The 25,210-nt window shown below is 34.3% G+C and carries 22 protein-coding genes; 11 read left to right on the forward strand and 11 right to left on the reverse strand.

All coding sequences use genetic code 11. The features are described from left to right. Nucleotides 1–345: 345 nt before the first annotated feature. The 9 genes from ilvA to ilvD form a co-directional block, all read right to left on the reverse strand. Nucleotides 346–1,614, reverse strand: coding sequence for a threonine ammonia-lyase IlvA (ilvA, locus tag CD036_RS07655; RefSeq protein ID WP_002509093.1), 1,269 nt, complete (start codon nt 1,612–1,614; stop codon nt 346–348). 35 nt (nt 1,615–1,649) lie between these two features. Then, on the reverse strand, nt 1,650–2,225 hold the full coding sequence (gene leuD, locus CD036_RS07660) for a 3-isopropylmalate dehydratase small subunit (RefSeq protein ID WP_103388372.1): 576 nt from the start codon (nt 2,223–2,225) through the stop codon (nt 1,650–1,652). Nucleotide 2,226: 1 nt separating this feature from the next. Next, nucleotides 2,227–3,597 (reverse strand): 3-isopropylmalate dehydratase large subunit, encoded by a 1,371-nt coding sequence (gene leuC, locus CD036_RS07665; RefSeq protein ID WP_103388373.1) that lies wholly within the window; start codon nt 3,595–3,597, stop codon nt 2,227–2,229. Between the two features lie 15 nt (nt 3,598–3,612). Next, nucleotides 3,613–4,653, reverse strand: coding sequence for a 3-isopropylmalate dehydrogenase (gene leuB, locus CD036_RS07670; RefSeq protein WP_103388374.1), 1,041 nt, complete (start codon nt 4,651–4,653; stop codon nt 3,613–3,615). Next, complete coding sequence (locus tag CD036_RS07675; protein WP_002509097.1) at nt 4,650–6,185, reverse strand: 2-isopropylmalate synthase; 1,536 nt, start codon at nt 6,183–6,185, stop codon at nt 4,650–4,652. Before CD036_RS07675 ends, leuB begins: the two co-directional genes overlap by 4 nt. Before the next feature lie 101 nt (nt 6,186–6,286). Beyond that, nucleotides 6,287–7,291 carry a ketol-acid reductoisomerase gene (gene ilvC, locus CD036_RS07680; RefSeq protein ID WP_002509098.1) on the reverse strand — a complete coding sequence of 335 codons (1,005 nt, stop codon included), beginning with the start codon at nt 7,289–7,291 and terminating at the stop codon, nt 6,287–6,289. Between the two features lie 49 nt (nt 7,292–7,340). After that, a complete protein-coding gene (gene ilvN / locus CD036_RS07685; RefSeq protein WP_002509099.1) occupies nt 7,341–7,814 on the reverse strand; it encodes an acetolactate synthase small subunit in 474 nt (157 codons plus the stop codon). Continuing rightward, nucleotides 7,811–9,574 carry a biosynthetic-type acetolactate synthase large subunit gene (gene ilvB, locus CD036_RS07690; RefSeq protein WP_002509100.1) on the reverse strand — a complete coding sequence of 588 codons (1,764 nt, stop codon included), beginning with the start codon at nt 9,572–9,574 and terminating at the stop codon, nt 7,811–7,813. The genes ilvN and ilvB overlap by 4 nt, the downstream gene beginning before the upstream one ends. A gap of 34 nt (nt 9,575–9,608) precedes the next feature. After that, complete coding sequence (gene ilvD / locus CD036_RS07695) at nt 9,609–11,297, reverse strand: dihydroxy-acid dehydratase (protein WP_103388375.1); 1,689 nt, start codon at nt 11,295–11,297, stop codon at nt 9,609–9,611. 475 nt (nt 11,298–11,772) lie between these two features. On the opposite strand from ilvD, the gene tsaE reads away from it, so the two are divergent. The 5 genes from tsaE to CD036_RS07720 all read left to right on the forward strand — a co-directional run bounded on the left by tsaE (nt 11,773) and on the right by CD036_RS07720 (nt 14,882). After that, the gene (gene tsaE / locus CD036_RS07700) at nt 11,773–12,234 is read left to right on the forward strand and encodes a tRNA (adenosine(37)-N6)-threonylcarbamoyltransferase complex ATPase subunit type 1 TsaE (RefSeq protein ID WP_002509102.1); all 462 of its coding nucleotides are present in this window, start codon (nt 11,773–11,775) and stop codon (nt 12,232–12,234) included. Further along, complete coding sequence (tsaB, locus tag CD036_RS07705; RefSeq protein WP_021459242.1) at nt 12,215–12,880, forward strand: tRNA (adenosine(37)-N6)-threonylcarbamoyltransferase complex dimerization subunit type 1 TsaB; 666 nt, start codon at nt 12,215–12,217, stop codon at nt 12,878–12,880. Before tsaE ends, tsaB begins: the two co-directional genes overlap by 20 nt. Before the next feature lie 11 nt (nt 12,881–12,891). After that, on the forward strand, nt 12,892–13,317 hold the full coding sequence (gene rimI / locus CD036_RS07710; RefSeq protein ID WP_489337028.1) for a ribosomal protein S18-alanine N-acetyltransferase: 426 nt from the start codon (nt 12,892–12,894) through the stop codon (nt 13,315–13,317). Further along, entirely contained in the window at nt 13,310–14,335 is a 1,026-nt protein-coding gene (gene tsaD / locus CD036_RS07715; protein WP_021459243.1) for a tRNA (adenosine(37)-N6)-threonylcarbamoyltransferase complex transferase subunit TsaD, read from the forward strand. Before rimI ends, tsaD begins: the two co-directional genes overlap by 8 nt. A 121-nt stretch (nt 14,336–14,456) precedes the next feature. Continuing rightward, nucleotides 14,457–14,882: a VOC family protein gene (locus CD036_RS07720; protein ID WP_002509106.1), complete on the forward strand. Its 426-nt coding sequence runs from the start codon at nt 14,457–14,459 to the stop codon at nt 14,880–14,882. Between the two features lie 63 nt (nt 14,883–14,945). On the opposite strand, the gene CD036_RS07725 is transcribed toward CD036_RS07720, so the two are convergent. Both CD036_RS07725 and CD036_RS07730 read right to left on the reverse strand, forming a co-directional pair. Beyond that, nucleotides 14,946–16,544: a MutS-related protein gene (locus CD036_RS07725; RefSeq protein WP_002509107.1), complete on the reverse strand. Its 1,599-nt coding sequence runs from the start codon at nt 16,542–16,544 to the stop codon at nt 14,946–14,948. A 318-nt stretch (nt 16,545–16,862) separates the two neighbouring features. After that, the gene (locus CD036_RS07730) at nt 16,863–18,782 is read right to left on the reverse strand and encodes an ABC-F family ATP-binding cassette domain-containing protein (protein WP_103388376.1); all 1,920 of its coding nucleotides are present in this window, start codon (nt 18,780–18,782) and stop codon (nt 16,863–16,865) included. Between the two features lie 157 nt (nt 18,783–18,939). Between CD036_RS07730 and CD036_RS07735 the strand changes: the two genes are divergently transcribed. The 6 genes from CD036_RS07735 to CD036_RS07760 all read left to right on the forward strand — a co-directional run bounded on the left by CD036_RS07735 (nt 18,940) and on the right by CD036_RS07760 (nt 25,164). Further along, on the forward strand, nt 18,940–19,581 hold the full coding sequence (locus CD036_RS07735; protein ID WP_021459247.1) for a redox-sensing transcriptional repressor Rex: 642 nt from the start codon (nt 18,940–18,942) through the stop codon (nt 19,579–19,581). Between the two features lie 279 nt (nt 19,582–19,860). Then, nucleotides 19,861–20,955, forward strand: a complete 1,095-nt coding sequence (locus CD036_RS07740; protein WP_002509110.1) for a YeeE/YedE family protein — start codon at nt 19,861–19,863, stop codon at nt 20,953–20,955. Between the two features lie 20 nt (nt 20,956–20,975). Then, entirely contained in the window at nt 20,976–21,200 is a 225-nt protein-coding gene (locus CD036_RS07745; RefSeq protein ID WP_002509111.1) for a sulfurtransferase TusA family protein, read from the forward strand. 478 nt (nt 21,201–21,678) lie between these two features. Further along, entirely contained in the window at nt 21,679–22,638 is a 960-nt protein-coding gene (locus CD036_RS07750; protein ID WP_103388377.1) for a LacI family DNA-binding transcriptional regulator, read from the forward strand. 82 nt (nt 22,639–22,720) lie between these two features. After that, nucleotides 22,721–24,205, forward strand: coding sequence for a sucrose-6-phosphate hydrolase (locus CD036_RS07755; protein ID WP_103388378.1), 1,485 nt, complete (start codon nt 22,721–22,723; stop codon nt 24,203–24,205). Next, nucleotides 24,202–25,164 (forward strand): carbohydrate kinase family protein, encoded by a 963-nt coding sequence (locus tag CD036_RS07760; protein ID WP_021459257.1) that lies wholly within the window; start codon nt 24,202–24,204, stop codon nt 25,162–25,164. Before CD036_RS07755 ends, CD036_RS07760 begins: the two co-directional genes overlap by 4 nt. The last annotated feature ends 46 nt before the right edge of the window (nt 25,165–25,210 follow it).

Here is a 25,210-nt window from a genome sequence, read left to right on the forward strand (position 1 = left end):
TGCCAGGCAATTATAGGATGCGATGAGCCGAGACCGAGAGGTCTCTTTTTTTATATGAAAAATATACTATCTAGACCGCAAGGTCTTTATTATAAAAGTAGAAACGAGGCGAAGTGAAAGCGATTGAAGCTGACGAATGAAACTTGTGACGCAACGCGCTTACGAGAGGTAAGCAAGTCAGGACAAAAGGTATACAATTGCTGGAGCAATTGCATAAGTAGTACTAGTGCATTTCATGCAAAGTACTACTTTATATGAAAAAGAAAATGGTACTACTATTTTGAATAATAGTAGTACCATTTTCTTCTATGTTTATCAAAGATATTTATTTTGAAATTTTTAATCTTATATCAGTAAGGAATATAACATTTTATTTTCATTAATATAAATGTTTGATGGATCAAATTCTGTTACATTTTCTTTTAATTGTTCTAGATCACTATGATGATATAATTGAATACCGATAATAACTGTTCCTGTATTTTGTGATGATTTTTTCAAATACTCAAATTTTGTAATATCATCTTTTGGTCCTAAAACATCATTTACAAATTCACGTAATGCTCCTGGGCGTTGTGGGAAGTTTAGGATAAAGTAATGTTTCATTTCTTCGAACAGTAAAGAACGTTCTTCAATTTCTTTCATTCTATTAATATCATTATTACCGCCACTTACGATGCAAACGACATTTTTTCCTTTAATGTGTGATTTATATTGTTCTAATGCTGTGACACTAAGGGCACCAGCAGGTTCAGCAATAATTGCTTGTTTGGAATACATATCTAAAATAGTTGAACATACTGCACCTTCATGTACTTGGACGTAATCGTCGACTACATTTTTAGAAATGTCATATGTGATTTCACCGACACGAGCGACTGATGCACCATCAACAAACTTGTCAATTTCAGGTAATGTAACAATTTGGTTTTCTAATACTACTGAAGCATACATACTACTGGCACCAGCAGGTTCTACACCTACAATAGAAGTATTAGGTGAGTGATCTTTAAAATATGTGCCTACACCTGAAATTAAACCGCCACCACCAATTGCAGCAAATAAATAATCAAATTCGACATCATCTTGTTGTGCTTGATTGATAATCTCTTTTGCCAAAGTGCCTTGACCGGCAATTGTGTAAATATTATTAAAAGGATCAATAAAATTCATTTTGTTGTCTTGAGTATAAGTTAAAGCTTCTTTAAGACAATCATCAAATGTATCACCAGTTAATACGACTTCAACATTTGAAGCACCAAAAAATTTAACTTGGTTAATTTTTTGAAGTGGTGTTGTGACTGGCATAAAGATAACTGCTTTAAGATTTAATTTACTCGCGGTATAGGCTACGCCTTGTGCATGGTTACCAGCACTAGCACAAGTTATACCGTTTTGTCGTTCTTGATCACTTAACGCAGCAATTGCATTATATGCGCCTCGCAATTTAAATGAACGTACCCACTGCAAATCTTCACGTTTTAAATAAACGTTACAATCATATTTAAGAGATAAATAATGATCTTTTTGAAGAGGGGTTTCTTTAGCGATATCTTTCAATTGTAAAAATGCTTCATCTATATCCTTTGATGACACTGTAGTTTTTACTGTCATAATTTTCACACCTTTGATTTAAAATTAGTAGCTGCTTAATAAGCTTTTGATTCTTCATATGATTTGATTTGTTGCTCATATTGCAATGTTACTGCAATGTCATCTAATCCTTTAACCAATTTGTTTTTCCATGTTGAATCAATGTCAAAGTGGAAGATTTGTTCTGGTGATGTAACTGTTTGGTTTGGTAAATCTATAGTAATTTCTTGGAATTGAGCTAAATGTTTACGTGCTGCTTCATCTAACGTAATAGGGAGCATACCATTTTTTGTACAATTCATATAGAAAATATCACTATAACTTCCTGCAATAATAATATCAAAGCCATAATCTTTTATAGCCCACGCTGCATGCTCTCTACTAGAGCCACAACCAAAGTTATCTCCAGTAATCAGAATGGAAGCGTCACGATATTCTGGTTTATTGGGGTTAAAATCTGGATTGTCTGAACCATCTTCTAAATAACGCCATTCATCGAAAGCAAACGGACCAAATCCCGTTTTGGAAATACGTTTCAAATGAACTTTTGGAATGATTTGATCTGTATCTATATTATCGTGAAAGAGTGGTACAATTTTACCACTATATGTTGTAATTGGTTTTACTTCCATCTTAAACAACCACCTTTCTTACATCTACAAATCTACCATTAATTGCTGCCGCTGCGGCCATTGCTGGTGATACTAAATGTGTACGTGCACCTTTACCTTGGCGACCTTCAAAATTTCTATTACTTGTAGAAGCACAATGAACACCATTAGGAACTTGGTCAGGATTCATGCCTAAGCACATTGAACAACCAGGCTCTCTCCAATCAAAACCAGCCTCTTTAAAGATTTGATCAATGCCTAATTTTTCAGCTTCATTTTTTACAGAACGTGAACCTGGAACAACAATTGCTGTAATTTTAGGATGTACTTTATTGCCTTTCACGATTTGACTTGCTTCAATTAAATCGGAAAGTCTGGCATTGGTACATGAGCCTAAAAAGACATAGCCTAAGTCAATATCTTCAGCTTTTTGGCCGGGTTTAAGTCCCATATAGTTATAGGCACGTTCATCATTAACATCAGTTATTTCAGGGAATGGTGTGTTAAAATTGACACCCATTTCAGGACTTGTACCCCAAGTAACTTGTGGCTCTAAGTCAGAAACATTTAATTCAATGACTTTATCAAATTCAGCATCTTCATCAGTATAAAGTTCACGCCATGCATCTATATCATACTTATAATTCGTTGCGTAAGGGCGTCCTTTAACATATTCAAATGTTGTGTCATCTGGTTGCATCATGCCGTATTTTGCACCGGCTTCTATAGCCATATTACAAATAGTCATACGTGCTTCCATTGAGAGTGCGCGAATGGCTTCACCTGTAAATTCTAAAGCGTAACCTGTACCAAAATCTACACCATGTTGATTAATTAGATGTAGAATAATATCTTTAGCATAGACACCAGGAGGCAAAGTACCATTTACATCAATTTTTAAATTTTTCGGTTTTGTTTGCCATAAACTTTGAGTTGCAAAGACATGTTCAACCTCACTTGTACCAATACCGAATGCAATGGCACCAAAAGCGCCATGAGTGGCAGTGTGGGAGTCGCCACACACAATTGTTTTTCCTGGTTGAGTTAATCCTGTTTCTGGTCCTACCATATGCACTATACCTTGTTCATCTGAACCCATATCAAAGATGTGAACACCAAATTCTTTAGCATTCTTTTGCAATGTAGTTATTTGTTTATTCGCAATCTCATCTTTAATATTAAAAATATCAATTGTAGGTACGTTATGATCCAAAGTAGCATATGTTAAATCAGGGCGACGTAGTGTTCTATTTTGTAGCCTCAAACCTTCAAATGCTTGAGGAGATGTAACTTCGTGAATAAGATGCAAATCAATATATAATAATTGAGGTTCACCTTCTTTACCCGTTAACACATGTTTATTCCATACTTTATCAAAAAGTGTTTTACCCATACGACATCTCCTCCTTTAAAGATTTTCTTTTACAAAATTAAATATGTCAGAAGTAGTATACTGACCTCCAAGGTCTGTTGTTGTTTTACCAGTTTTAATCAAAGTATAAATGATATTTTCTAAGTGTGTTGCTGCATCATCTTGGTTTAAACTTTCACGTAAACACATAGCCACTGAAAGTAACATACCGAATGGATTGGCTTTATCTTGACCTGCAATATCAGGTGCTGAACCATGGATAGGTTCATAAAGACGTGTGCCTTGTTCACTAAAACTAGCTGATGGTGATAATCCTAAAGAGCCAGGAATAACAGATGCTTCATCACTTAAAATATCACCAAATAAGTTTTCAGTAACGATGACATCGAATTGTGACGGATTTACTATTAGGTGCATAGCGCAAGCATCAACGAGTAAATGGTTTACTTCAACATCAGGATAGTCTGCTGCTACTTTATTAACGACTTGGCGCCATAATTTACTAGATGATAAAACATTTTCTTTATCGACTGAAGTTAACTTTTTGTTTCTTTTTTGAGCTAACTCAAAACCAACACGAGCGATACGTTCAATTTCGGCTTTAGTGTATGTTAGTGAATCGACGGCTTGATTGTTATCCCAATGTTTAGGTTCGCCAAAATAAATACCGCCAGTTAATTCACGCACAATTACAAAGTCTGTACCTGCTACTTTACTTTCTTTAAGTGGTGATAAATGGCTAGTCTCACTTGTCACTGTAGTAGGGCGAATATTAGCAAATAAGCCTAATGCTTTACGGATACCTAATAAACCTTGTTCAGGTCTATTAGCTGGATCTGTCCACTTAGGACCACCAACTGCACCTAATAATACAGCATCAGCTTGTTGGCACGCAGATAATGTATTATCTGGAAGGGGTGTACCATGATTATCGATAGCAATTCCACCAAAGTCATGACTTTCAAGTTCATAACTAAAATTAAATTGTTGACTTAACTGTGATAAGATTTCTAATGAACCTGACATAATTTCTGGACCAATACCATCACCAGGCAATGCTATGATTTTATAACTCATGAATGAATACCTTCTTCCTTAGAAATATCTGCAATATATTTGGCTTGTGCTTCGACGTATGATTTACATGACGCTAATAAAATATCATGATCGATACCAACGCCAGATACAATTTGATTACCGATTTTTAATTGTACATGTACTTCAGCTTGAGCATCAGAACCTTCAGTAACTGAATCAATAGAATAATCTAGTAGTTCAGTTTCTCTGTCGAAGATGCGATCAACGGCATTATAAACAGCTAAGATAGAACCTGTACCGATACTTGAATCTTGGTAAATATTGCCATCTTTATCTTTAATGACGACGACGGCGCTTTGTAAACCATTAGAAACAAATTGTAGTTGTAATGTTTCTACTTGATAAATAGCACTTTGTTCATGTGATGTACCTTGAATTAAAGCGTGAATATCTCTGTCAGTTACTGCTTTCTTTTTATCAGCGATTTCTTTAAATTGCTTAAATAATACTTTTTGTTCATCTACATCGATATCGTAGCCAAGGTTTACAAGTTTTTCAGCAAATGCATGTTTACCAGATAATTTACCTAGTGGTAATTCAGTTGTTTTAACACCAACGAGTTGTGGTGTCATAATTTCATATGTTTCAGGGTTTTTTAACACGCCATCTTGATGGATACCTGATTCGTGACTAAACGCATTTTGACCAACAATTGCTTTATTTTTTGGAACTCTAATACCAGCATAACGAGAAATCAAATCGGATGTTTGTTTGGTCTCTGCTAAATTAATTTTGGATTGATTGTTATAATGATCTTGGCGAACGTAAAGGCCAAGAGCAACTTCTTCAAGAGCTGTATTACCTGCACGTTCTCCAATACCATTAATAGTACCTTCGATACGCTTGGCGCCATTTTCAATTGCAGCCATACTGTTGGCAACGGCTAATCCTAAATCATCATGACAATGTGCACTGTAAATGACTTCATGATCTGTTTTAATTGTTTCAAGAAGTGTTTTGAAAATTTTTCCATATTCTGATGGATAGCTAAAACCTACAGTATCAGGAATGTTAATAACACTAGCACCGGCATCTACAGCTGTTTGAACACAATCAATTAAAAATGGTAATTCTGTTCGTGTTGCATCTTCTGGTGAAAATTGAACTACATCGAAAAAGTCTTTGGCATATGCAACATGCTCTTTAATTGAAGCTAATACTTCATCTTGTGTCATTTTTAATTTTGATTCTAAATGTATTTGACTTGTTGCAACAAATACATGAATACGTGGTAACGCAGCTTTTTTGGTTGCTTCATATACAGCATCAATATCTGATTTTACACAACGCGCTAAACCACATACAGCAGTAGTTGATAATGCTTCAGATATTGCTTCAACTGATTGAAAACTACCTGTGCTTGAGGCAGGGAACCCTGCTTCAATTATATCGACTCCCCATTTTTCTAATTGCTTTGCTATCTTTAACCTCTCATCGAATGAAAAACTAACCCCCGGCGTTTGTTCTCCATCTCTAAGTGTAGTATCAAAAATTTGAATATGGTTACTCATTTTCAACATCTCCTAACAATATATTATCCCGTTAATCTAACTAATTCGTAACATCTGAGATAAGAATTGATATCTCAGATGCTATGAAGTTAATTAGTCATTTATTTTTGAATGCTTTTAGATTTAATGAAAGGCATCATTTCACGTAAATCTTTACCAACTTTTTCAATTTGATGACCGTGTTGTTCTTCTCTTAATTTATGGAATTCATTAAAGTTATTTTCGTTATCTTTGATGAAGCGGTCACTGAAGTTTCCTGCTTGGATATCAGTTAATACTGCTTTCATATTATCTTTAACATCTGGTGTAATAACACGTGGTCCAGATACGTAATCTCCAAATTCAGCTGTATTGGAAATTGAATAACGCATGTTTTCCATACCACCTTCATACATTAAATCAACGATTAATTTCATTTCATGTAATACTTCGAAATAAGCAATTTCAGGTTGATAACCAGCTTCTACTAATGTTTCGAAACCTGATTGAATTAATTTAGTTACACCACCACATAGTACAGCTTGTTCACCAAATAAATCAGTTTCAGTTTCTTCTTTAAATGTAGTTTCTAATACACCCGCACGTGTAGCGCCAATTCCTTTAGCATAACTTAAAGCAATATCTTTAGCTTCACCACTAGCATCTTGTTCGATACCGATTAGGGCAGGGACTGCACTGCCTTCAGCAAATGTACGTCGTACTAAATGACCAGGCCCTTTAGGTGCAACTAAAAATACGTCAACATCTGCAGGTGGTTGAATTACGTTAAAATGAATATTGAAGCCATGTGCAAATACTAGTGCATTATTTGGTTCCAAGTTAGGTGCGATTTCTTCCTCATAGACTTTACCTTGAATTTCATCAGGTAATAAAATCATAATGACTTCAGCTTGTTTTGCTGCTTCAGCTACAGGAAATACTTCAAAACCATCATCTTTCGCTTTATTAAATGAGTTACCTGGGCGAATTCCAATGATCACGTCATAACCATTATCTTTTAAATTTTGTGCATGTGCATGACCTTGTGAACCGTAGCCGATAACTGCAATTCTTTTACCTTGTAGTGCATCTTTTGTTACTGATTGATCATAATAAACTGTTGTCATAATAAAATCCTCCATGTGTAATTAAAATAAATTCGAAATTTTCCGAAAATTAAATGATTCCTGCTGAACCTGTTCTTGCAATCTGTTCAATACTATATGATGATAGATCATCTAATAAATTGTCCATCGTATATTGAGGACCTGAAGCTTGAAGGTAAGTATAATCCGCTTCTTGCTTCAATATAGATACTAGCGCATCATATGGTTGAATTACTTTGTATAATTCTGACTGATCAGAAGGGGTTTGTAACTTTACTAATACTAACTCTCTATTGTAGGTGTTAGTATCGGTAATGTCTTCCACACTAATGATGTTAATTTGTTTTTCGAGTTGTGTTAGTAAGTTTCTTAAAACGTCTCTGTCTGGCACTTCTGCTACAAATGTAATATCTGATATACCTTCTTGTAAGGTTGGTGTTGCAGATAGGTTGACGATATTGAATTGACGTCTTACAAAAATACTAGTTAAGCGGTTTAATGTACCAGCTTTGTCTCTTACTCTTGTGCGAAATGTTCTTCTCATTCTAAGCCCTCCATTTCATGATTCGGTTTACCAGAAGGAACCATTGGTGTTACAGGTTCAATAGGTGAAATTCTAACTTCAATTAATGCTGGACCTTCATGTGCAAAGGCTTCATCTAATTGAGATTCCAATTTTGTAGGATCATCTATCATAAACCCTTTAACATTATAGGCTTCAGCCATTTTTATAAAGTCAGGTTGGCCATTAAATACCGAATGAGAAAAACGTTTATTAAAGAACTTATCTTGCCATTGTTTAACCATACCTAAAGTCCCGTTATTGATAATAACAATTTTTATATCTAGACCATATTCTTCAAGAATGGCCATTTCTTGATTTGTCATTTGGAATCCACCATCGCCCACAAAAGCTACTACTGGTTTTTGTGGTTCAGCTAACTTAGCCCCGATAGCAGCTGGAATGCCAAAGCCCATCGTACCTAAGCCACCACTCGTTACCAATTGGCCATGTGTTTTAAATGGATAATATTGAGCAACCCACATTTGATGTTGACCAACATCTGTAGTTACTATGGCATCACCATTTGTGATCTCACCGATATACTGAATTGTACGTTGTGGCTTAGAGAAATTATCTTGATCATTTTTATAGCTGAAAGGATATTGAGCCTTATTATTAGAACATGTAGTAAGCCACTCATCATGTTTAATTGAATAACTCTCAAATGCAAGTAAAGCTTCGATTGTTGCTTTACAATCAGCAACAATACCTAAGTCTGTTTTAATGATTTTATTGATCTCTGATGGATCAATATCGATATGCACGATTTTGGCATTAGGTGCGAATTCATCTGGCTTACTTGCGAGTCGGTCGTCAAAACGACTACCGAAGTTTATCAATAAATCACATTCTGTTAATGCTATATTACTGGCGTATGAGCCATGCATGCCTCCCATACCTAAAAATAGGGGGTGTTCATATGGTATTGAACCAAGACCTAATAATGTTGTTACGACTGGTAACTGATGTCGGTTAACAAATTCTGTGAATACGTCATTAGCTTGTGCATGATTAATACCAGCACCACCTAAAACTAGTGGTTTTTTAGCTGTTTTAAGGTAATCACGTAATTTTTGAATTTCATCAAATTTAGGTTCATTAGCTACCTTATAACCTGGCAAGTCTAAGTTTTCGCTGACTTGAGCATTAGTAGAAAGGATACCCATATCTTTAGGGAAGTCTATAACAACTGGTCCTTTTCTACCTGTATTAGCAATATGGAATGCTTCATGAATAATGGTAGGAATATCATTAACATTTTTTACTTGATAGTTATGTTTAGTTATAGGTGTAGTCATAGATAATAAATCTGCTTCTTGGAATGCATCTTTACCAATACCAGCTGTTGCTACTTGTCCAGTAAAGACTACTAATGGTAATGAGTCACTGTAAGCATCAGCTATACCAGTAATTGCATTAGTTGCTCCAGGTCCACTTGTTACTACTACTACGCCAGTTTTACCGGACACACGAGCATAACCTTCAGCTGCATGTGTTGCACCTTGCTCATGTCGTGCCAAAATATGTTGGATTTTTCCATCATAAAATGTGTCGTATAAAGGTAGAACGGCACCACCTGGATAACCAAAGATAAAATCTACATCTTCATGTACAAGTGAGTCAACTAACAGTTCAGAACCTGTTTTCATTTCATCAAGTGTTTCTGTTTCCAGTTCTGTTTGTTCATATTCTTCATTGGGTTCATATTGTTCTATTGCTTCAGGTTGGTCTTTATACATCGTTTCAACATTTTTAGCCATTTTCATCCACTCCTTAAATGAGATTTTCGGGCACTTGCATTACGCCACCTGTATTTGCACTAGTTACTAAAGCTGTATATCGTGCTAAATAACCTGTTTTTACTTTTGCTTTGAATTGTGGGACATCTTGCTTACGTGCTTCTAAAATTTCTGTTGAGACATCGACGTCTAATGTTCTTTCGGTTAAATCGATAACGATGTCGTCGCCATCTCTAATTAACCCAATAGGTCCACCTGAAGCTGCTTCTGGTGAAATATGACCAACAGCAATGCCTCGTGTTGCACCTGAAAAGCGACCATCTGTAATTAGTGCTACATCTTTACCTAAGCCACGACCTACTATAGAAGAGGTTGGTGCTAACATTTCTGGCATTCCTGGACCGCCTTTTGGACCTTCATATCTTATAACTACGACATGACCTTCGCGAACTGTGTGGTTATCAATAGCTTCTACAGCTTCGTCATGTGAATTGAAACAAATCGCTTTCCCTTTAAATACTTTAATAGAAGGGTCGACGCCACCAACTTTGATGACTGCTCCATTTGGTGCTAAGTTACCGTAAAGTATTGATAAACCACCTTGTTTATCATAAGGATTGTCTAAGCGTCTAATAACATCAGCGTTTGTTATTTCTTTTCCTTCATTATTTTCACGTAATGTCTGACCAGTTACGGTAATACGATCTGGATGTAATGTACCTTCTTTTTTAAATAATTCATTGATGATGGCTGGAACGCCACCAGCTTCGTGTACATCATGCATTGAATAAGATGAGCTTGGTGCGATTTTAGATAAATAAGGTGTTTGTTTTGCTATTTCATTAATACGTGTTAAATCGTAATCAATACCTGCTTCATTAGCAATTGCTAATGTGTGAAGTACAGTGTTTGTTGAACCACCCATTGCCATATCTAAGGCGAAAGCATCATCAATTGCTTCTTTAGTAACAATGTCACGAGGTTTAATATCATTTTTTATATTGTCTACAAGTTTAAATGCTGCTTCTCTAATCATTTCTCTACGTTGATCACTTACTGCTAATGCAGTTCCGTTATATGGGAGAGCTAAACCGAGAACTTCCATTAAGCAATTCATCGAATTTGCTGTAAACATGCCGGAACAAGATCCGCATGTAGGACAAGCATTTTGTTCCATATCTAAAAACTCATCCTTTGTAATTGAACCATCTTTAAATGCGCCAACCGCTTCAAACATTGATGATAATGTAAGAGCTTTACCTTGTGATGATAAACCTGCTTTCATAGGTCCACCTGAACAAAATACAGCTGGTACATTCGTTCTAACTGATGCGAGTAACATACCAGGGGTGATTTTGTCACAGTTTGGTATGTAAAAGACGCCGTCAAACCAATGTGCATTTATGACTGTTTCTGCAGCATCAGCAATGACTTCACGTGATGGTAGGGAATATCTCATTCCAATATGTCCCATAGCAATACCATCATCGACACCGATTGAATTAAATTCAAATGGTATAGCACCGGCTTCTCTAATGGCTTCTTTGGCTATGTCGCCAAGTTCTCTAAGGTGTACATGCCCTGGAACAATATCGATATATGAATTACAAATCGCCACGAAAGGCTTGTTCATATCTGTTGGTTGTTGTAAAGCACCTGTTGCATGTAAAAGACTTCGTGCTGGAGCTTGGTGATCTCCTTTTTTAATCATGTCACTTCTCATTGTGAATTCCCCCATAAAATTGAAAATAAAAAAGCGTCCCAATAAATTATTGGGACGCTTTCAAGTCCCATTCAACTAGAAATAGGACTTAAACTTTTAGTAAATTGATACTAAAGCTCCAGTCCTATAAGCATAATAAAATGACTAAAATATTTGAAGTTGTTGGTTTATTTACTGTTGTATTATAGGTCATCTTATTATGCTCCTTTCCGTTTGAATGGTTAATATATTAGTTGTTTGAATTATCTAAAAATTTGATAAATTAAATTTACTACATCGCCGGAATGATGTCAATGATTATTTTGAATTTTCTTTCAATTCTTACAATTATCTTTTTTTAATTAAACGGTTTACATTAAAGTAAAAGTAGTAAAAATTTGTTAGAATATAAGAGTTAATTATCAAAATAGCAAATATAAGATATGATACAGCTAAATATGTATTTTATATTCTGACAAATAGTAGGTGTAAGTGAATGATTAAAATAACAAATTTGGAAGCAATGGAAGCTTTTGGTAATGCTGTAGCTAAACATCTCATTGCAGGAGATGTTGTATTGTTAAATGGCGATTTAGGAGCAGGGAAAACTACTTTGAGTCAATTTATTGGTAGGGCATTAGGCGTTAAACGCACTATTAATTCACCGACTTTTAATATTATCAAGTCGTACAAAGGCAAGGACTTAAACTTTCATCATATGGATTGTTATAGACTAGAAAACGCTGAAGAAGACTTAGGTTTCGATGAGTATTTTGAAGATGAAGCAGTAATACTAATTGAGTGGAGCCAGTTTATAAAGCCGTATTTACCTGAACAACATTTAACAATCAATATAGATGTAGACAATGAATATGAACGTACAATTCAACTCGTTGGTACAGGAAAACATTATATTCAAATTAAGGAGGAGGTAGAACATGAATTATCTGTTGATTGATACTTCAAATCAACCACTTTCTGTAGCGGTTATGCAAGATGATCAAGTATTAAGTGAACTTAATTCTAATGAAAAAAAGAATCATTCGGTGCAATTAATGCCAGCTATTATCAAAGTATTACAAAGTGCACATGTAGATAAAAAAGACTTAGATGCTATTGTCGTCGCTGAAGGTCCAGGTTCATATACTGGATTACGTATAGGTGTTACAGTAGCTAAAACATTAGCTTATGCCTTAAATATAAAGCTCTATGGAGTATCATCTCTAAAAGCTTTAGCCGCAACAGTTTCAAAGACAAATCAATTGATAGTTCCTATTTTTGATGCTCGACGCGAAGCAGTTTATGCTGGAGTATACTATTATGATGATAATCAGTTACATTGTGCTATGAATGATCAATATATAACGATTGAAGCGTTATTAAACCATTTACATGATCTGCAGCAATCATATATTTTTGTCGGAGAAGATAGCGAAAAATTACAAGATTTACTAGATGCAGAATTTATCGCGAATTTACCGCAAGCTAAAACAATGTATTCATTAATAGATACCGTACCTAATGATGTATATACATTTAAACCTAATTACTTAAAAATATCAGAGGCTGAACGTAATTGGCTAAACCAACAAAACAAGAATTAACAATCAGACCTATGGTCAAAGCTGACGTACCTCAAGTGTTCGATATTGAACGACATAGTTTTAATGATAGCTCATGGACGATTGATGCTTTTTATCATGAACTTGAAGCAAATGAATTCGCTCATTATTTTGTAATTGAATACAACCAACATATATTAGGTTATGTTGGAAGTTGGATTGTGATAGATCAAGCACAAATTACAACAATTGCCATAACAAGTGACTATCGTGGTTATGGGTTTGGACAATTGTTATTAAATTATGTCATTCAATTTTCACGCAACAAATGTGACACATTGAGTTTAGAAGTCAGGGTCGAAAATGCAGTGGCACAGCATGTTTATCAAAAATTAGGTTTTCAGTACGGTGGCAAGCGGAAAAATTATTATGGTGAAGGTGAGGATGCATTAGTCATGTGGGTGAATTTAAATGAATAATGAAACGTTAATATTAGCAGTAGAATCTAGTTGTGACGAAACAAGTATTAGCGTCATTCAAAATGGTACTACTATTTTAAGTAATATTGTATTGAGTCAAATAGACAGTCATAAACGATTTGGTGGGGTTGTTCCAGAAGTTGCTAGCAGGCATCATGTAGAAGGAATAACTACTACTATTGATGAAGCATTGAAGGACGCTGATGTAACAATGGAAGATATTCATGCAGTTGCTGTGACACAAGGACCTGGCTTGATAGGCGCATTACTTGTAGGTATCAATGCGGCAAAAGCGTTAGCATTTGCATATGACAAACCATTGATACCAGTGCATCATATTGCAGGACATATTTATGCCAATCATCTTGAAGAACCATTACAATTTCCTTTAATCGCACTTATTGTATCAGGTGGCCACACAGAATTAATATATATGAAAGACCATTTGAATTTTGAAATTATTGGAGAAACACGTGATGATGCAGTAGGTGAAGCCTATGATAAAGTAGCACGAACGATAGGTTTAAGTTATCCAGGCGGCCCGCAAGTTGATAAATTGGCTGCAACAGGTAACGATACGTATGATTTTCCACGCGTATGGTTAGATAAAGAAAGTTATGATTTTAGCTTTAGTGGTTTGAAGAGTGCAGTGATTAATAAGTTGCATAATCAACGTCAAAAACAACAAGAAATTAATATTGCCGATGTTGCTACAAGTTTTCAAAATAGTGTTGTAGAAGTATTAGTAGGTAAAGCACTTCAAGCATGTGCAGATTATAATGTCTCGGATTTAATTGTCGCAGGAGGCGTTGCCAGTAATAAAGGTCTCAGAACTGCGTTGACTGAGCAATGTGAACAACAAGACATTAAATTATCTATTCCAAGCGTCAAGCTATGTACAGATAATGCCGCAATGATAGGTGCGGCTGGCCATTATTTATATCTTGAAAATAAATATGCTGATATGACACTTAATGGTAATAGTAGTTTAGATATCGAAATGTTTTCAATAGAATAGCGTCAACAAACCTTGTAATGTCATTGATATATGACTTACAAGGTTTTTTATAAATGAATAGATAAAATTTGGGTATTTATAGTACTAGATATACTACTAATAATATAAGGGGAAATGTAAAATGAAAACAATACAATATTTTAATTTTAAAAATAGTTTAGCAGCATTGAACTTTTATGAGCAACATTTAGGCGCGGCAAATATTCATCGTGTAGGTGGCGATGATGAAATGTTTAAAGATATGCCAGAAGAATATCAAGTTGATGGAGATTTTACTATGCATGCAACTTTTGAAATCTTAGGACAAACATTTTATTGCAGTGATACTTGGAAGAATAAAAAAATTGATAACAGTGGTGCGATAGTAACATTTACCTTTGACTATAATAATGAAGATGAACGTCAACAAGCAGTAACATTTTTCGAAAATGCAATTAACGGTGGTTGCGTGGCTACAATGGAATTGGGACAAACAGAGTGGTCACCACTATATGGGATGTTTAATGATCCATTTGGTGTCACTTGGATGATTAGTGCAGAAGAATAATAAATTAAAAGAACCGCTTCTGATCTTTATTTTATCAGAAACGGTTCTTTTAATTTGGGGTTGTTAGCGATGCTCAACGTTGTTTTTAGCGCGTTCATAAATTGGAGTAGGGAAGTCGGTGATACGTAAAAGTTCTATCGCGTTACGAGTATTAGCTTTACCTGACTTAATAATAAAATCAAAGTGTATTTCATTATCACTAATAGTTTCGTTAAAATGATAATTTTTATAATCGGGTTGTAATAATGACGCTAATTCAATATCATGTGTTGCTGCCATTATCCGAGTATTAGGTTGTTGATTTAAATAACGTAATACTGATTCTGAAGCGGCAATACGTTCAGAAGTATTTGTACCTTTGAAAATTTCATCAATAAAATAATATCGATAATTGTTATTTTGACCATTAAAAAGACGACGAATTGCTTTTAATTCAGTCATAAAATAACTTTCTCCAGAAATAACGTCATCTTGGTTAGCCATTGAAGTAAATACCGAACCAGGTTTGTACTTAAATTTATTAGCTGTAACGGTTTGCACTGTTTGAGCAAGTATTAAATTTAATGCAATTGCCTTCATATAGGTTGATTTGCCAGAAGCATTGGAACCTGTTAATAGCATTTGAAAATCAATCGTTAACGTATTAGGTACGGCATTGGTCAGTAATGGATGGGTTACATCTTTAGACTCGATCATAAAGTTATCAGTAATTTCAGGTGTTGCATAATAATCTAATGTCTCACGCCACAATGCGACTGAATAATGATTATCTAAAGTTGCAATATAGTCATAGCAAGCTAAAACTTCAGCTTCATATCGTTTATAACTATGTTGAATTAAGTGGAAAATATGATAATCCACCATAAAGGCGAGTTTAAATAATAACATAATAGAAAATGCGTCATTATTAGAATTTGCACGGCCTAACAACCAACTAAGCTTACGTGATGCTGTAAAATGTTTGAAGTTAACATCGAGAGGTGGCAAGCCTTCTAATTTATGTAGTTTATAGGCTTTTTGAATTACCGATGCTGTATAATACATAGAATTTAAATTTTGTTCGAATGTTTTGCGTAATGAACCACTTAATACAAAATTGAGTACAATAAACATCAATGTAACAATCGTGCCAATTTTAAAATCAATAAAGAGTAATAACAAACCAACAAAGGGTAGATAAGTACAATACATAAAGACAGTTTGACGTTTAACCGGCGCTAATTGGTCTGGGTAAATAGGATAGATTGACTTTCCAATTAAAGCAAGATGGTAACTTACAGTTTCTCTAATATATGAATTGGACTTAAACAATTGGATTAATGACTCATTATCAACAGTTGTCATATTTCTTAATGTACTATACAACCGCATTTCGCCAATAGCAGTAAAATTAAAATTCATACGTTTAAATAATTTAGGTAGATCTAAATCGAACCATGTTTTATCATCGATAATCCTATCTTGGAGCTGTGATGTTTGGTACGTTTCAAAGTAATATGCATATCGATGATATGGACGAATAAATGTTTCTAAAGATTTTTGTAATTTCCATAATAGTGAGATTTGTTGTTTCAGCTTATATCTGTAAATGATATCACTCATAATAATAACGATAATACTAAAACAAACAACCGCTAAAGCGGCCCATAAAAATGATGGCATAAAGAAACTCCTCCAGCGTTATGATAATGCATTAATTGAAGTTTATCATAGTGAATTTAGGTATGCATTGACCGTTTTTGTCAATAGAGAACGTGCGTACTTATCAACAATTAGTGTATAAGTTGTGTATAACTAGTGGTTAAAGCTGTGCATTGTTAAAAAATGTATGGGATAATCCTAAGTAGAATTTACATTTTACTTGTGGATAACTAGGATAACTCTGTGGATAGCTTTTGTTATAAGGTTTTAAATGTGAATAAAAAATAGAGGAAGTAATGTGGATTACTTCCTCAGAAAATAAAACTATATAGAAACAAATCACTTTTCTTGTAATTCTTCCCATAACTCTAAAGCCTGTTCTAATTGCTGTTCGGTTTGTTGTTTTTCAATTGCAAGAGCATTTGCTTTTTCAGGATCGCTATATACTTCTGGTTGTGTTAACTGTACATCAATGTCGTCAATTTGCGCCTCATAGGTTTCAATATCTTGTTCGCATTGTTCAATTTGACGTGTGATTTGACGTTGTAACTTTTTTTGTTCTTTTTGTGACGTATAGTTATTTGTTGTAGTATCGTGTTGTTCAGTAGCACTGTCATTGGTTGCTTGATGTTGTGCTAAAGCTTGTTGTTCTTCAACTTTATCTAAAAAGTATTGATAGTCACCTAAATACAATTGCCCACCTGATTCATCAATATTCAAAACTTTATTGGCAAGTTGATTGATGAAATAACGGTCATGTGAAACAAAGAGTATAGTGCCTTGGAATTGACTTAAGGCTTGTTCTAACATTTCTTTTGAATCTATATCTAAGTGGTTAGTAGGTTCGTCGAGTATTAAAACATTGTTTCTTTCTAACATTAGAAGAGCAAGTTGAAGACGCGCTTTTTCTCCACCAGATAAATCATTAATGATTTTTTTGACATCTTCTTGTACGAATAAAAATCGCCCAAGCACTGCTCGTATATCTTTTTCATTCATAGAAGGATATTGATCCCACACGTAGTCGAGAATAGTAGCAGTTGATTTGAATTCAGCTTGCTTTTGATCATAGTAACCTATTTTAAGGTTTGCACCAGTTGTTATCTTTCCTCCTAATGCAGGTTGTCGTTCGGCAATCGTTTTAATTAATGTTGATTTACCGATACCATTAGGACCAATAATTGCTACATGGTCTCCTTTAGTTATTTCCAAATCAATAGGTTGCGTAATGGGTTGTTCATAGCCAATGGTTAAATGCTTAATATGGAAAACATCATTGCCTGTATTACGGTCAAAATCAAATTGAATGTTAGCACTACGTGCATCAAGTAAGGGTTTATCAATACGTTCGATTTTTTCTAACATTTTACGACGACTTTTGGCCATTCCTGAAGTAGAGGCACGAGCAATATTTTTATCTACAAAAGTTTCGAGCTTTTTAATTTCAGCTTGTTGATTTTCATACTCTTGCATGCGTTTTTCATAATATTTATCACGTTGAGTGATAAATTGACCATAATTTCCGACGTAATGTTGCACGTCGCCTAACGCTACATCGTATATTTGTGTTACGATTTTATCTAAAAAGTAACGATCGTGACTAATTATAATGATGGCGCCTTTAAAATAATTCAAATAACTTTCTAGCCATTGTGTTGTTTCCATATCTAGATGGTTAGTAGGCTCATCAAGTAATAATAAATCAGGATCTTCAAGAAGCATTTGAGCTAAAGAAAGACGTGTTTTTTGACCACCACTAAAATCATTGATAGGACGATTAAAATCCTCATCAGTAAAATGTAAACCATGTAGCACTGTTTTGATTTTACTTTCATATTGATAACCTTCTAATTGTTCAAATCTATTTGATAAATTTTCATATTTTTCAATATGTGCTTTATAGTCATCACTCTCATATTCAGTTGCATGTTGTGCCAACCAATGCGTTTCTTGTTGCATTTGTTGTTCAATTTCCATTACCTGTTTAAATGGTTTTGACATTTCCTCAAAAACTGTCTCATTTGTGTCTAGTGTCATTTGTTGTGTCAAATAGCCTAGTTTTAAATTTTTGATTTTGGAAATATGTCCAGAATCATAACCATCAACACCAGCAATTATTTTCATTAATGTAGATTTTCCCGCACCATTTCGTCCAACAATACCAATACGTTCACCTGTTTTTACTTCGAAATTTACATCATTGAAAATATCTTTTCCATCGAATGATTTTGACACATTGTTTAATTGTAATAATATCATTTGATTCGCACCTCTCTAATACTTTATATTCTACCGTATAACGGCTATTGAGAAAACAAGGATTGTTTATTTTTAAATATTTATCATGTATAATATTGTAGTAATTGTACATACAAAATTAAGGATATAATCCAAGTATTATTAGGGGGACAAGGTTTTGGCTAATCATAGCGATAGAATTCCTCGAGCGACGTTAAAACGTTTACCGTTATACTATAGATTTGTTAATACATTAAAGTCAAAAGGTATAGACAGGGTGAACTCTAAAACAATTAGCGAAGGATTAAATATCGATTCAGCGACGATTCGTAGAGACTTTTCGTATTTTGGAGAATTGGGTAAAAAAGGATATGGTTATAATATAGACAGCCTGTTGCATTTCTTTAAAAATGAGATAAGTAAAAATAATGAAATTAAAATTGCCATTGTAGGTGTAGGTAATTTAGGTAAAGCGTTATTGACGTATAATTTTTCTATACATGATGAAATGACCATAACAGAAGCTTTTGATATTCGTGATGAAATAGTGGGTCAACAAGTAGGTAATATTGTTGTTAAACATTTTGATGAGATGCAAGAGACATTACAAAATGAAGCTATCGATGTAGTGATTTTAACGACACCTGAAACAGTAGCCCAACGAGTCGCTGATCAACTTGTAGAAGCAGGTGTTAAAGGTATTTTAAACTTCACGCCAAATCGCGTTAGCACTCCGAATGATGTGCAAGTTCATCATATTGATTTAGGTATTGAACTACAATCATTACTATTCTTTATGAAAAATTATGGTAATAAATAACTGTTTTAAGAGGCTGGGACAATATTGATTGTCCTAGTCTCTTTTCATTTTGGTAGTAGCTGACTGCATTGAAAATGCGCTTTAAATCAAGCTTTTTTCAACGCTAGTCATCCTTGCCGGGGTGGGACGACGAAATCATTTTTTCAAAATCGGATTTCTGTCCCACTCCCTTTATATTTTAGAGTTACAAAATTATTACAATTTGCGCAAACTATTGAAATTTATAGTGAAATTTTATATTATTAATCTTATTGACTTAATCGGAAAAGAGGAGATAAAGTGATTTGGTTAATTGTTAGTGGACTAATAGTAGGAGCATTATTAGGATTTGTAATGCAAAGAACACGCTTTTGTCTAGCCGGTGGCTTTAGAGATATGTATATACAAAAAAGTAATAAGATGTTTTATGCATTACTAATTGCTATTTCAATACAAAGTATTGGGCTACTTATTTTGACATCTACAGGAGTAGTCCAAATACCTGAATCAAGTTATCCAATTATAGGAACAATTATTGGTTCATTTATATTTGGAATTGGCATGGTATTGTCAGGTGGCTGTGCTACAGGTACTTGGTATCGTGCAGGTGAAGGATTGATAGGCAGTTGGATTGCCTTAGCATTATACGCTGTAACGGCAGCAGTAACTAAATTTGGTTTGTTATTACCTGTAATGAATGGCATTAACAAACCAACTACGGTTAGTACAAGTATGTCTCAAACAACAGGTATTCCAACTTGGGTTTGGGTAGTTTTATTAGTTGCAATTACTATCTTTTTTGTAGTGAAAACATTGCGTAAACCTAAATCAAAAGTAGCAGTACCAAAATTAAAACAAAAATTTACAGGTGTACGTTACTATCTATTTGAAAAGAAATACCATCCATTTATTGCAGCAATTGTTGTCGGATTGATTGCATTGCTAGCATGGCCTGTCAGTGAATCTACAGGACGTATGTATGGTTTAGGTATAACAACACCATCAGCTAACATTGTGCAATTTTTTATGACTGGTGATGTAAACCTGTTAGACTGGGGAGTGTTCCTAGTATTAGGTATTTTCTTTGGTTCGTATATCGCAGCTAAAGGTTCAAGAGAGTTTAAATGGAGACTACCAGATAAAAAAACCATTAGAAATAGTGTCATTGGGGGCGCTTGTATGGGATTTGGTGCGTCAGTAGCCGGTGGCTGTTCAATAGGGAATGGCTTAGTAGAAACTGCGACTATGTCATGGAAGGGCTGGATAGCACTAGCTTCTATGATTTTAGGTGCATGGTTTATGAGTTATTTCATCTTTATCAGACCAATGAAAAAAGCACAGCGAGCAACAACACAAAGTAATGCTCAAGTAACGACTCAAACTCAAACAACATAATTATTAAGGAGGATTGTTTTATGGTACATGAACTTGGAACAGTAGGAATGGTTTGTCCATTTCCATTAATTGAAGCTCAAAAGAAAATGGAAACATTAACAACTGGTGATGAATTGAAAATTGATTTTGATTGTACACAAGCAACAGAAGCATTGCCAAACTGGGCTGCTGAACAAGGTTATCCAGTAACAAACTATGAACAATTAGATGATGCTTCTTGGACAATTACAGTTCAAAAAGCATAATAATATAAGAGACTAGGACAAAATTGATTCGTCCTAGTCTCTTTTCATATTGGCAGTAGCTGACTGCATTGAAAATGCGCTTCAAATCAAGCTTTTTTCAAAATCGGATTTCTGTCCTACTCCATGTTTTAGTCGAAACCTTTTTCATATTGGCAGTAGCTGACTACATTGAAAATGCGCTTCAAACCAAGCTTGTTTCAATGCTAGTCATCCTTGCCAGGGTGGGACGATGAAATCATTTTTTTCAAAATCAGATTTCTGTCCCACTCTCTTTTTATTGGCATTAGTGCATTGCTAGCTTGAAGCAATTATATTTAAAATAGTTCTCCAAGGTAATGAAGTTGAAGAGAGTCTACATAAATACTTTAAAGGTTCTGTTCTATTTATAAATCGATGTATTTTTATATTTTAAGCGATTACAATATGATAAAATATAGTTTAAAGTGCAAATACAGTACATAAATGAAAGTGAGTAAATATGAAGAACATAGCAGATATTGCAAAAATTGCAGGTGTATCTAAAAGTACAGTATCTAGATATTTAAACAATGGTTCTGTGAGTAGAAAAACTAAAGAGAAATTAGATGCTATTATTCGACAATATGATTATCAACCCAATCAATTTGCTCAAAGTTTAAGAGCACATAAAACAAACATGATAGGTGCTATTATACCGAGAATGAATTCATATGCAGTAGATGAGACCATTAAAGGTGTGAAAAATTTATGTGATAGTTTGAATTATAGATTATTACTTAATTATACTAATTTAGATCCAGCATTAGAAATCGATGCATTAGAAACATTTTATCGCAGTAAGGTTGATGGCATTATCTTTATGGCTACTGATTTAACCGATAAACATTTAGAGGTCATTAATAAAATTAATGTCCCTGTCGTTATTGTAGGCCAACATTTTGAATCATTCCATTGCATTGTACACGATGATTACCATGCAGGATATCTTGTTGGTGATTTAATTGGTCAACGAGGTTATCGTCACATTAAGTATTTTAGTGTTACTGAACACGATACTGCTGTGGGAATAAAAAGAAAAAATGGATTAATTGATGGTTTGAAGCAATACCATGTAACGCCTGATGTTACAACGACATCATTTAATTTTAATGAAGCCATGATTGACGTGCAATCTGAATTACATAAAGATCATTCTTACGATGTTATTATTGGCGCCACAGATGCTATTGGCCTTGCAGTTCATAAATTTTGCACTGAACATCAATTATCATTTGATCAGCGTATGATAGTTGGTTTTGGGGGCGATCCAATGACCCAATTAGTATCACCGGTGATTAATACTGTAATTTATCATTTTGAAGCCGCTGGTGAAGTAGCGATGTCTCAATTAGATAAACTCATAAAACAACAATCAGTTGAAGAAAAAATTCTTATAGATGTAGAACTTAGTTTTAAATAAAGTTATTAAATGGAACCGGTACCACAAAATGTGAAAAACATGCTAAAATGAATATGTATTAAGATGAGGAGGAATATTAACAATGAGTGAGTGGAGTCGAGAAGACCGTTATCAGCGATATGAAGATGTTTCACATGAAGAATTACATCAATTACAAGAGCAAGTCAGTGCTTCTAAATATAGACAAATATTCCATATTCAACCCCAAACAGGTTTATTGAATGATCCCAATGGTTTAATTTACTTTAATGGGATGTACTACTTATCTCATCAATGGTTTCCATTAGGTGCTGTACATGGATTAAAATATTGGTTCAACTTTACAAGTAAAGATTTAGTACATTTTGAACCTCAAGGTCCGATATTAAAACCAGATACTATCGCGGATAGCCATGGTGTGTATAGTGGTAGTGCCTTTGAATACAACCAACAACTTTATTACATGTATACCGGAAACCATCGTGATGATGAGTGGAATCGTCATTCAAGCCAAATGATTGCCAAAATGAATGAAGATGGGACTATAACAAAATTTCCAAAACCAGTTATAAGTCAGCCACCACAGGGTTATACTCAACACTTCAGAGATCCTAAAGTCTTTAAACACAATGAAAGTTATTATGCGATTATAGGTGCACAAAATGAAGTATTAAATGCTAGAGCATTAATCTATAAATCTAATGATATCGTCAATTGGGAACTTTTAGGTGACTTAACTACACAATTAACTGAGTTTGGTTATATGTGGGAATGTCCCGACTATTTTAATTTAGACGGTTTTGACATGTTACTTTTTTGCCCACAAGGTATTGAAGCACAAGGAGAAAAATTTAACAACATCTATCAATCAGGCTATATAATGGGTCAATTAGATTTGACTACTATGACGATGAATCATGGTGATTTTATTGAATTAGATCACGGATTTGATTTTTATGCACCACAAACATTTATAGATGAACACGGTCAACGTATTTTAATAGGTTGGATGGGCTTACCAGAGATCAATTATCCAACTGATGAAGACGGTTGGGCACATTGTTTTACACTACCTCGTGAATTGACAATTGAACAAGGTGAACTTAAGCAACGACCAATTAAAGCTTTACAGCAATTAAGATTTAATAAAGAAACGGCATTAGGTTATGCCAACAAATTCACAAGACAATTGCAACCATATGATGGGACTCAATACGAGTTAATAATTGATATTTTAGAAAATGAAGCAACAGAAATATATTTTGAATTACGCAAAAACAAAAATTGTAGTACTTTAATCAGTTATAATACGAAAACGCACAAACTTACTTTAGATCGTACTGACAGTGGTTTATTACCAGAGCCAGTTATGGGTACTACGCGCAGTACTACGTTAGATACGCCTTTGCGTCAACTACAAATTTTTGTAGATACTTCTAGTATTGAAATTTTTTGTAATGATGGTGAACGAGTATTAACATCACGTATATTTCCAACAGAACAAGCAGATGGTATTAAGGTATCAACAGAATCGGGTCAAGTTTATCTGCAACTTACAAAATATGATTTGAAAGTAGGGGAACAATGAGAAAATTATATGCTATTGGAGAAGCGTTAATCGACTTTATACCGGGCACAACAGATACAAAATTAAAAGATGTTGAAACCTTTTCACGTCAAGTGGGAGGTGCACCTTGTAATGTTGCAAGTACAGTACAGAAGTTGGGCGGACATGCTGAAATGGTAACACAATTAGGCGATGATGCTTTTGGTGATATTATTGTTGAAACATTAGATGATATAGGTGTAGGCACATCATTTATACGACGTACAGATGAAGCGAATACAGCATTAGCATTTGTGAGCTTAACTCAAGACGGAGAAAGAGAATTTTCTTTTTATCGTAAACCTTCAGCAGATATGTTATACAAATCTGAATATTTAACAGATCTTACAGTAACTGAGGAAGATATATTACATTTTTGCTCTGTTGATTTAGTACAAAGTGATATGAAAATCGCACATGAAACATTGATTAACCAATTTCATCAAGCAGGGGGGACAATAGTTTTTGACCCTAATGTTCGCTTGCCATTGTGGGATAGTGCAGAAGAATGTCAACAAGCTATTCGTCAATTTATACCACGTGCACACATTGTAAAAATTTCAGATGAAGAGTTAACTTTTATTACGGGATATACTGATGAACAAGCTGCACTTAAGTGGCTATTTCAAGGTAATGTAGAAGCGGTTATCTATACTAAAGGTGCAGCTGGTTCTGAAATACATTTAAAAGATGGTTCAGTACAAAGTCATGAAGGATTTGAAGTCACACCAATTGATACAACAGGTGCAGGAGATGCATTTATTGGTGCAGCAATTAGTAAGTTATTAACATATGATGCTAAAAATCTAGCAGATGCTTTACAACAACATGGAGCGAGTATTTTGAAATTCAGTAATTTTGTAGCAGCACAAGTAACTACTAAATATGGTGCTATTGAGAGTATTCCAACTTTAACAGAAGTGGAAAAAGGACTTCAATAGTTGTTATTGGCAATCTAATCAACTTTAATATAAAAAATGCTGGAAC

The organism is Staphylococcus arlettae (genome assembly GCF_002902345.1).
Classification (GTDB): domain Bacteria; phylum Bacillota; class Bacilli; order Staphylococcales; family Staphylococcaceae; genus Staphylococcus; species Staphylococcus arlettae.

Bases quoted from the DNA above. Each gene is read 5' to 3' on its own strand.
- ilvA (WP_002509093.1), bottom strand. From the start codon at position 1,614: ATGACAGTAAAAACTACAGTGTCATCAAAGGATATAGATGAAGCATTT.
- leuD (WP_103388372.1), bottom strand. From the start codon at position 2,225: ATGGAAGTAAAACCAATTACAACATATAGTGGTAAAATTGTACCACTC.
- leuC (WP_103388373.1), bottom strand. From the start codon at position 3,597: ATGGGTAAAACACTTTTTGATAAAGTATGGAATAAACATGTGTTAACG.
- leuB (WP_103388374.1), bottom strand. From the start codon at position 4,653: ATGAGTTATAAAATCATAGCATTGCCTGGTGATGGTATTGGTCCAGAA.
- CD036_RS07675 (WP_002509097.1), bottom strand. From the start codon at position 6,185: ATGAGTAACCATATTCAAATTTTTGATACTACACTTAGAGATGGAGAA.
- ilvC (WP_002509098.1), bottom strand. From the start codon at position 7,291: ATGACAACAGTTTATTATGATCAATCAGTAACAAAAGATGCACTACAA.
- ilvN (WP_002509099.1), bottom strand. From the start codon at position 7,814: ATGAGAAGAACATTTCGCACAAGAGTAAGAGACAAAGCTGGTACATTA.
- ilvB (WP_002509100.1), bottom strand. From the start codon at position 9,574: ATGTATAAAGACCAACCTGAAGCAATAGAACAATATGAACCCAATGAA.
- ilvD (WP_103388375.1), bottom strand. From the start codon at position 11,297: ATGAGAAGTGACATGATTAAAAAAGGAGATCACCAAGCTCCAGCACGA.
- tsaE (WP_002509102.1), top strand. From the start codon at position 11,773: ATGATTAAAATAACAAATTTGGAAGCAATGGAAGCTTTTGGTAATGCT.
- tsaB (WP_021459242.1), top strand. From the start codon at position 12,215: ATGAATTATCTGTTGATTGATACTTCAAATCAACCACTTTCTGTAGCG.
- rimI (WP_489337028.1), top strand. From the start codon at position 12,892: ATGGTCAAAGCTGACGTACCTCAAGTGTTCGATATTGAACGACATAGT.
- tsaD (WP_021459243.1), top strand. From the start codon at position 13,310: ATGAATAATGAAACGTTAATATTAGCAGTAGAATCTAGTTGTGACGAA.
- CD036_RS07720 (WP_002509106.1), top strand. From the start codon at position 14,457: ATGAAAACAATACAATATTTTAATTTTAAAAATAGTTTAGCAGCATTG.
- CD036_RS07725 (WP_002509107.1), bottom strand. From the start codon at position 16,544: ATGCCATCATTTTTATGGGCCGCTTTAGCGGTTGTTTGTTTTAGTATT.
- CD036_RS07730 (WP_103388376.1), bottom strand. From the start codon at position 18,782: ATGATATTATTACAATTAAACAATGTGTCAAAATCATTCGATGGAAAA.
- CD036_RS07745 (WP_002509111.1), top strand. From the start codon at position 20,976: ATGGTACATGAACTTGGAACAGTAGGAATGGTTTGTCCATTTCCATTA.
- CD036_RS07750 (WP_103388377.1), top strand. From the start codon at position 21,679: ATGAAGAACATAGCAGATATTGCAAAAATTGCAGGTGTATCTAAAAGT.
- CD036_RS07755 (WP_103388378.1), top strand. From the start codon at position 22,721: ATGAGTGAGTGGAGTCGAGAAGACCGTTATCAGCGATATGAAGATGTT.
- CD036_RS07760 (WP_021459257.1), top strand. From the start codon at position 24,202: ATGAGAAAATTATATGCTATTGGAGAAGCGTTAATCGACTTTATACCG.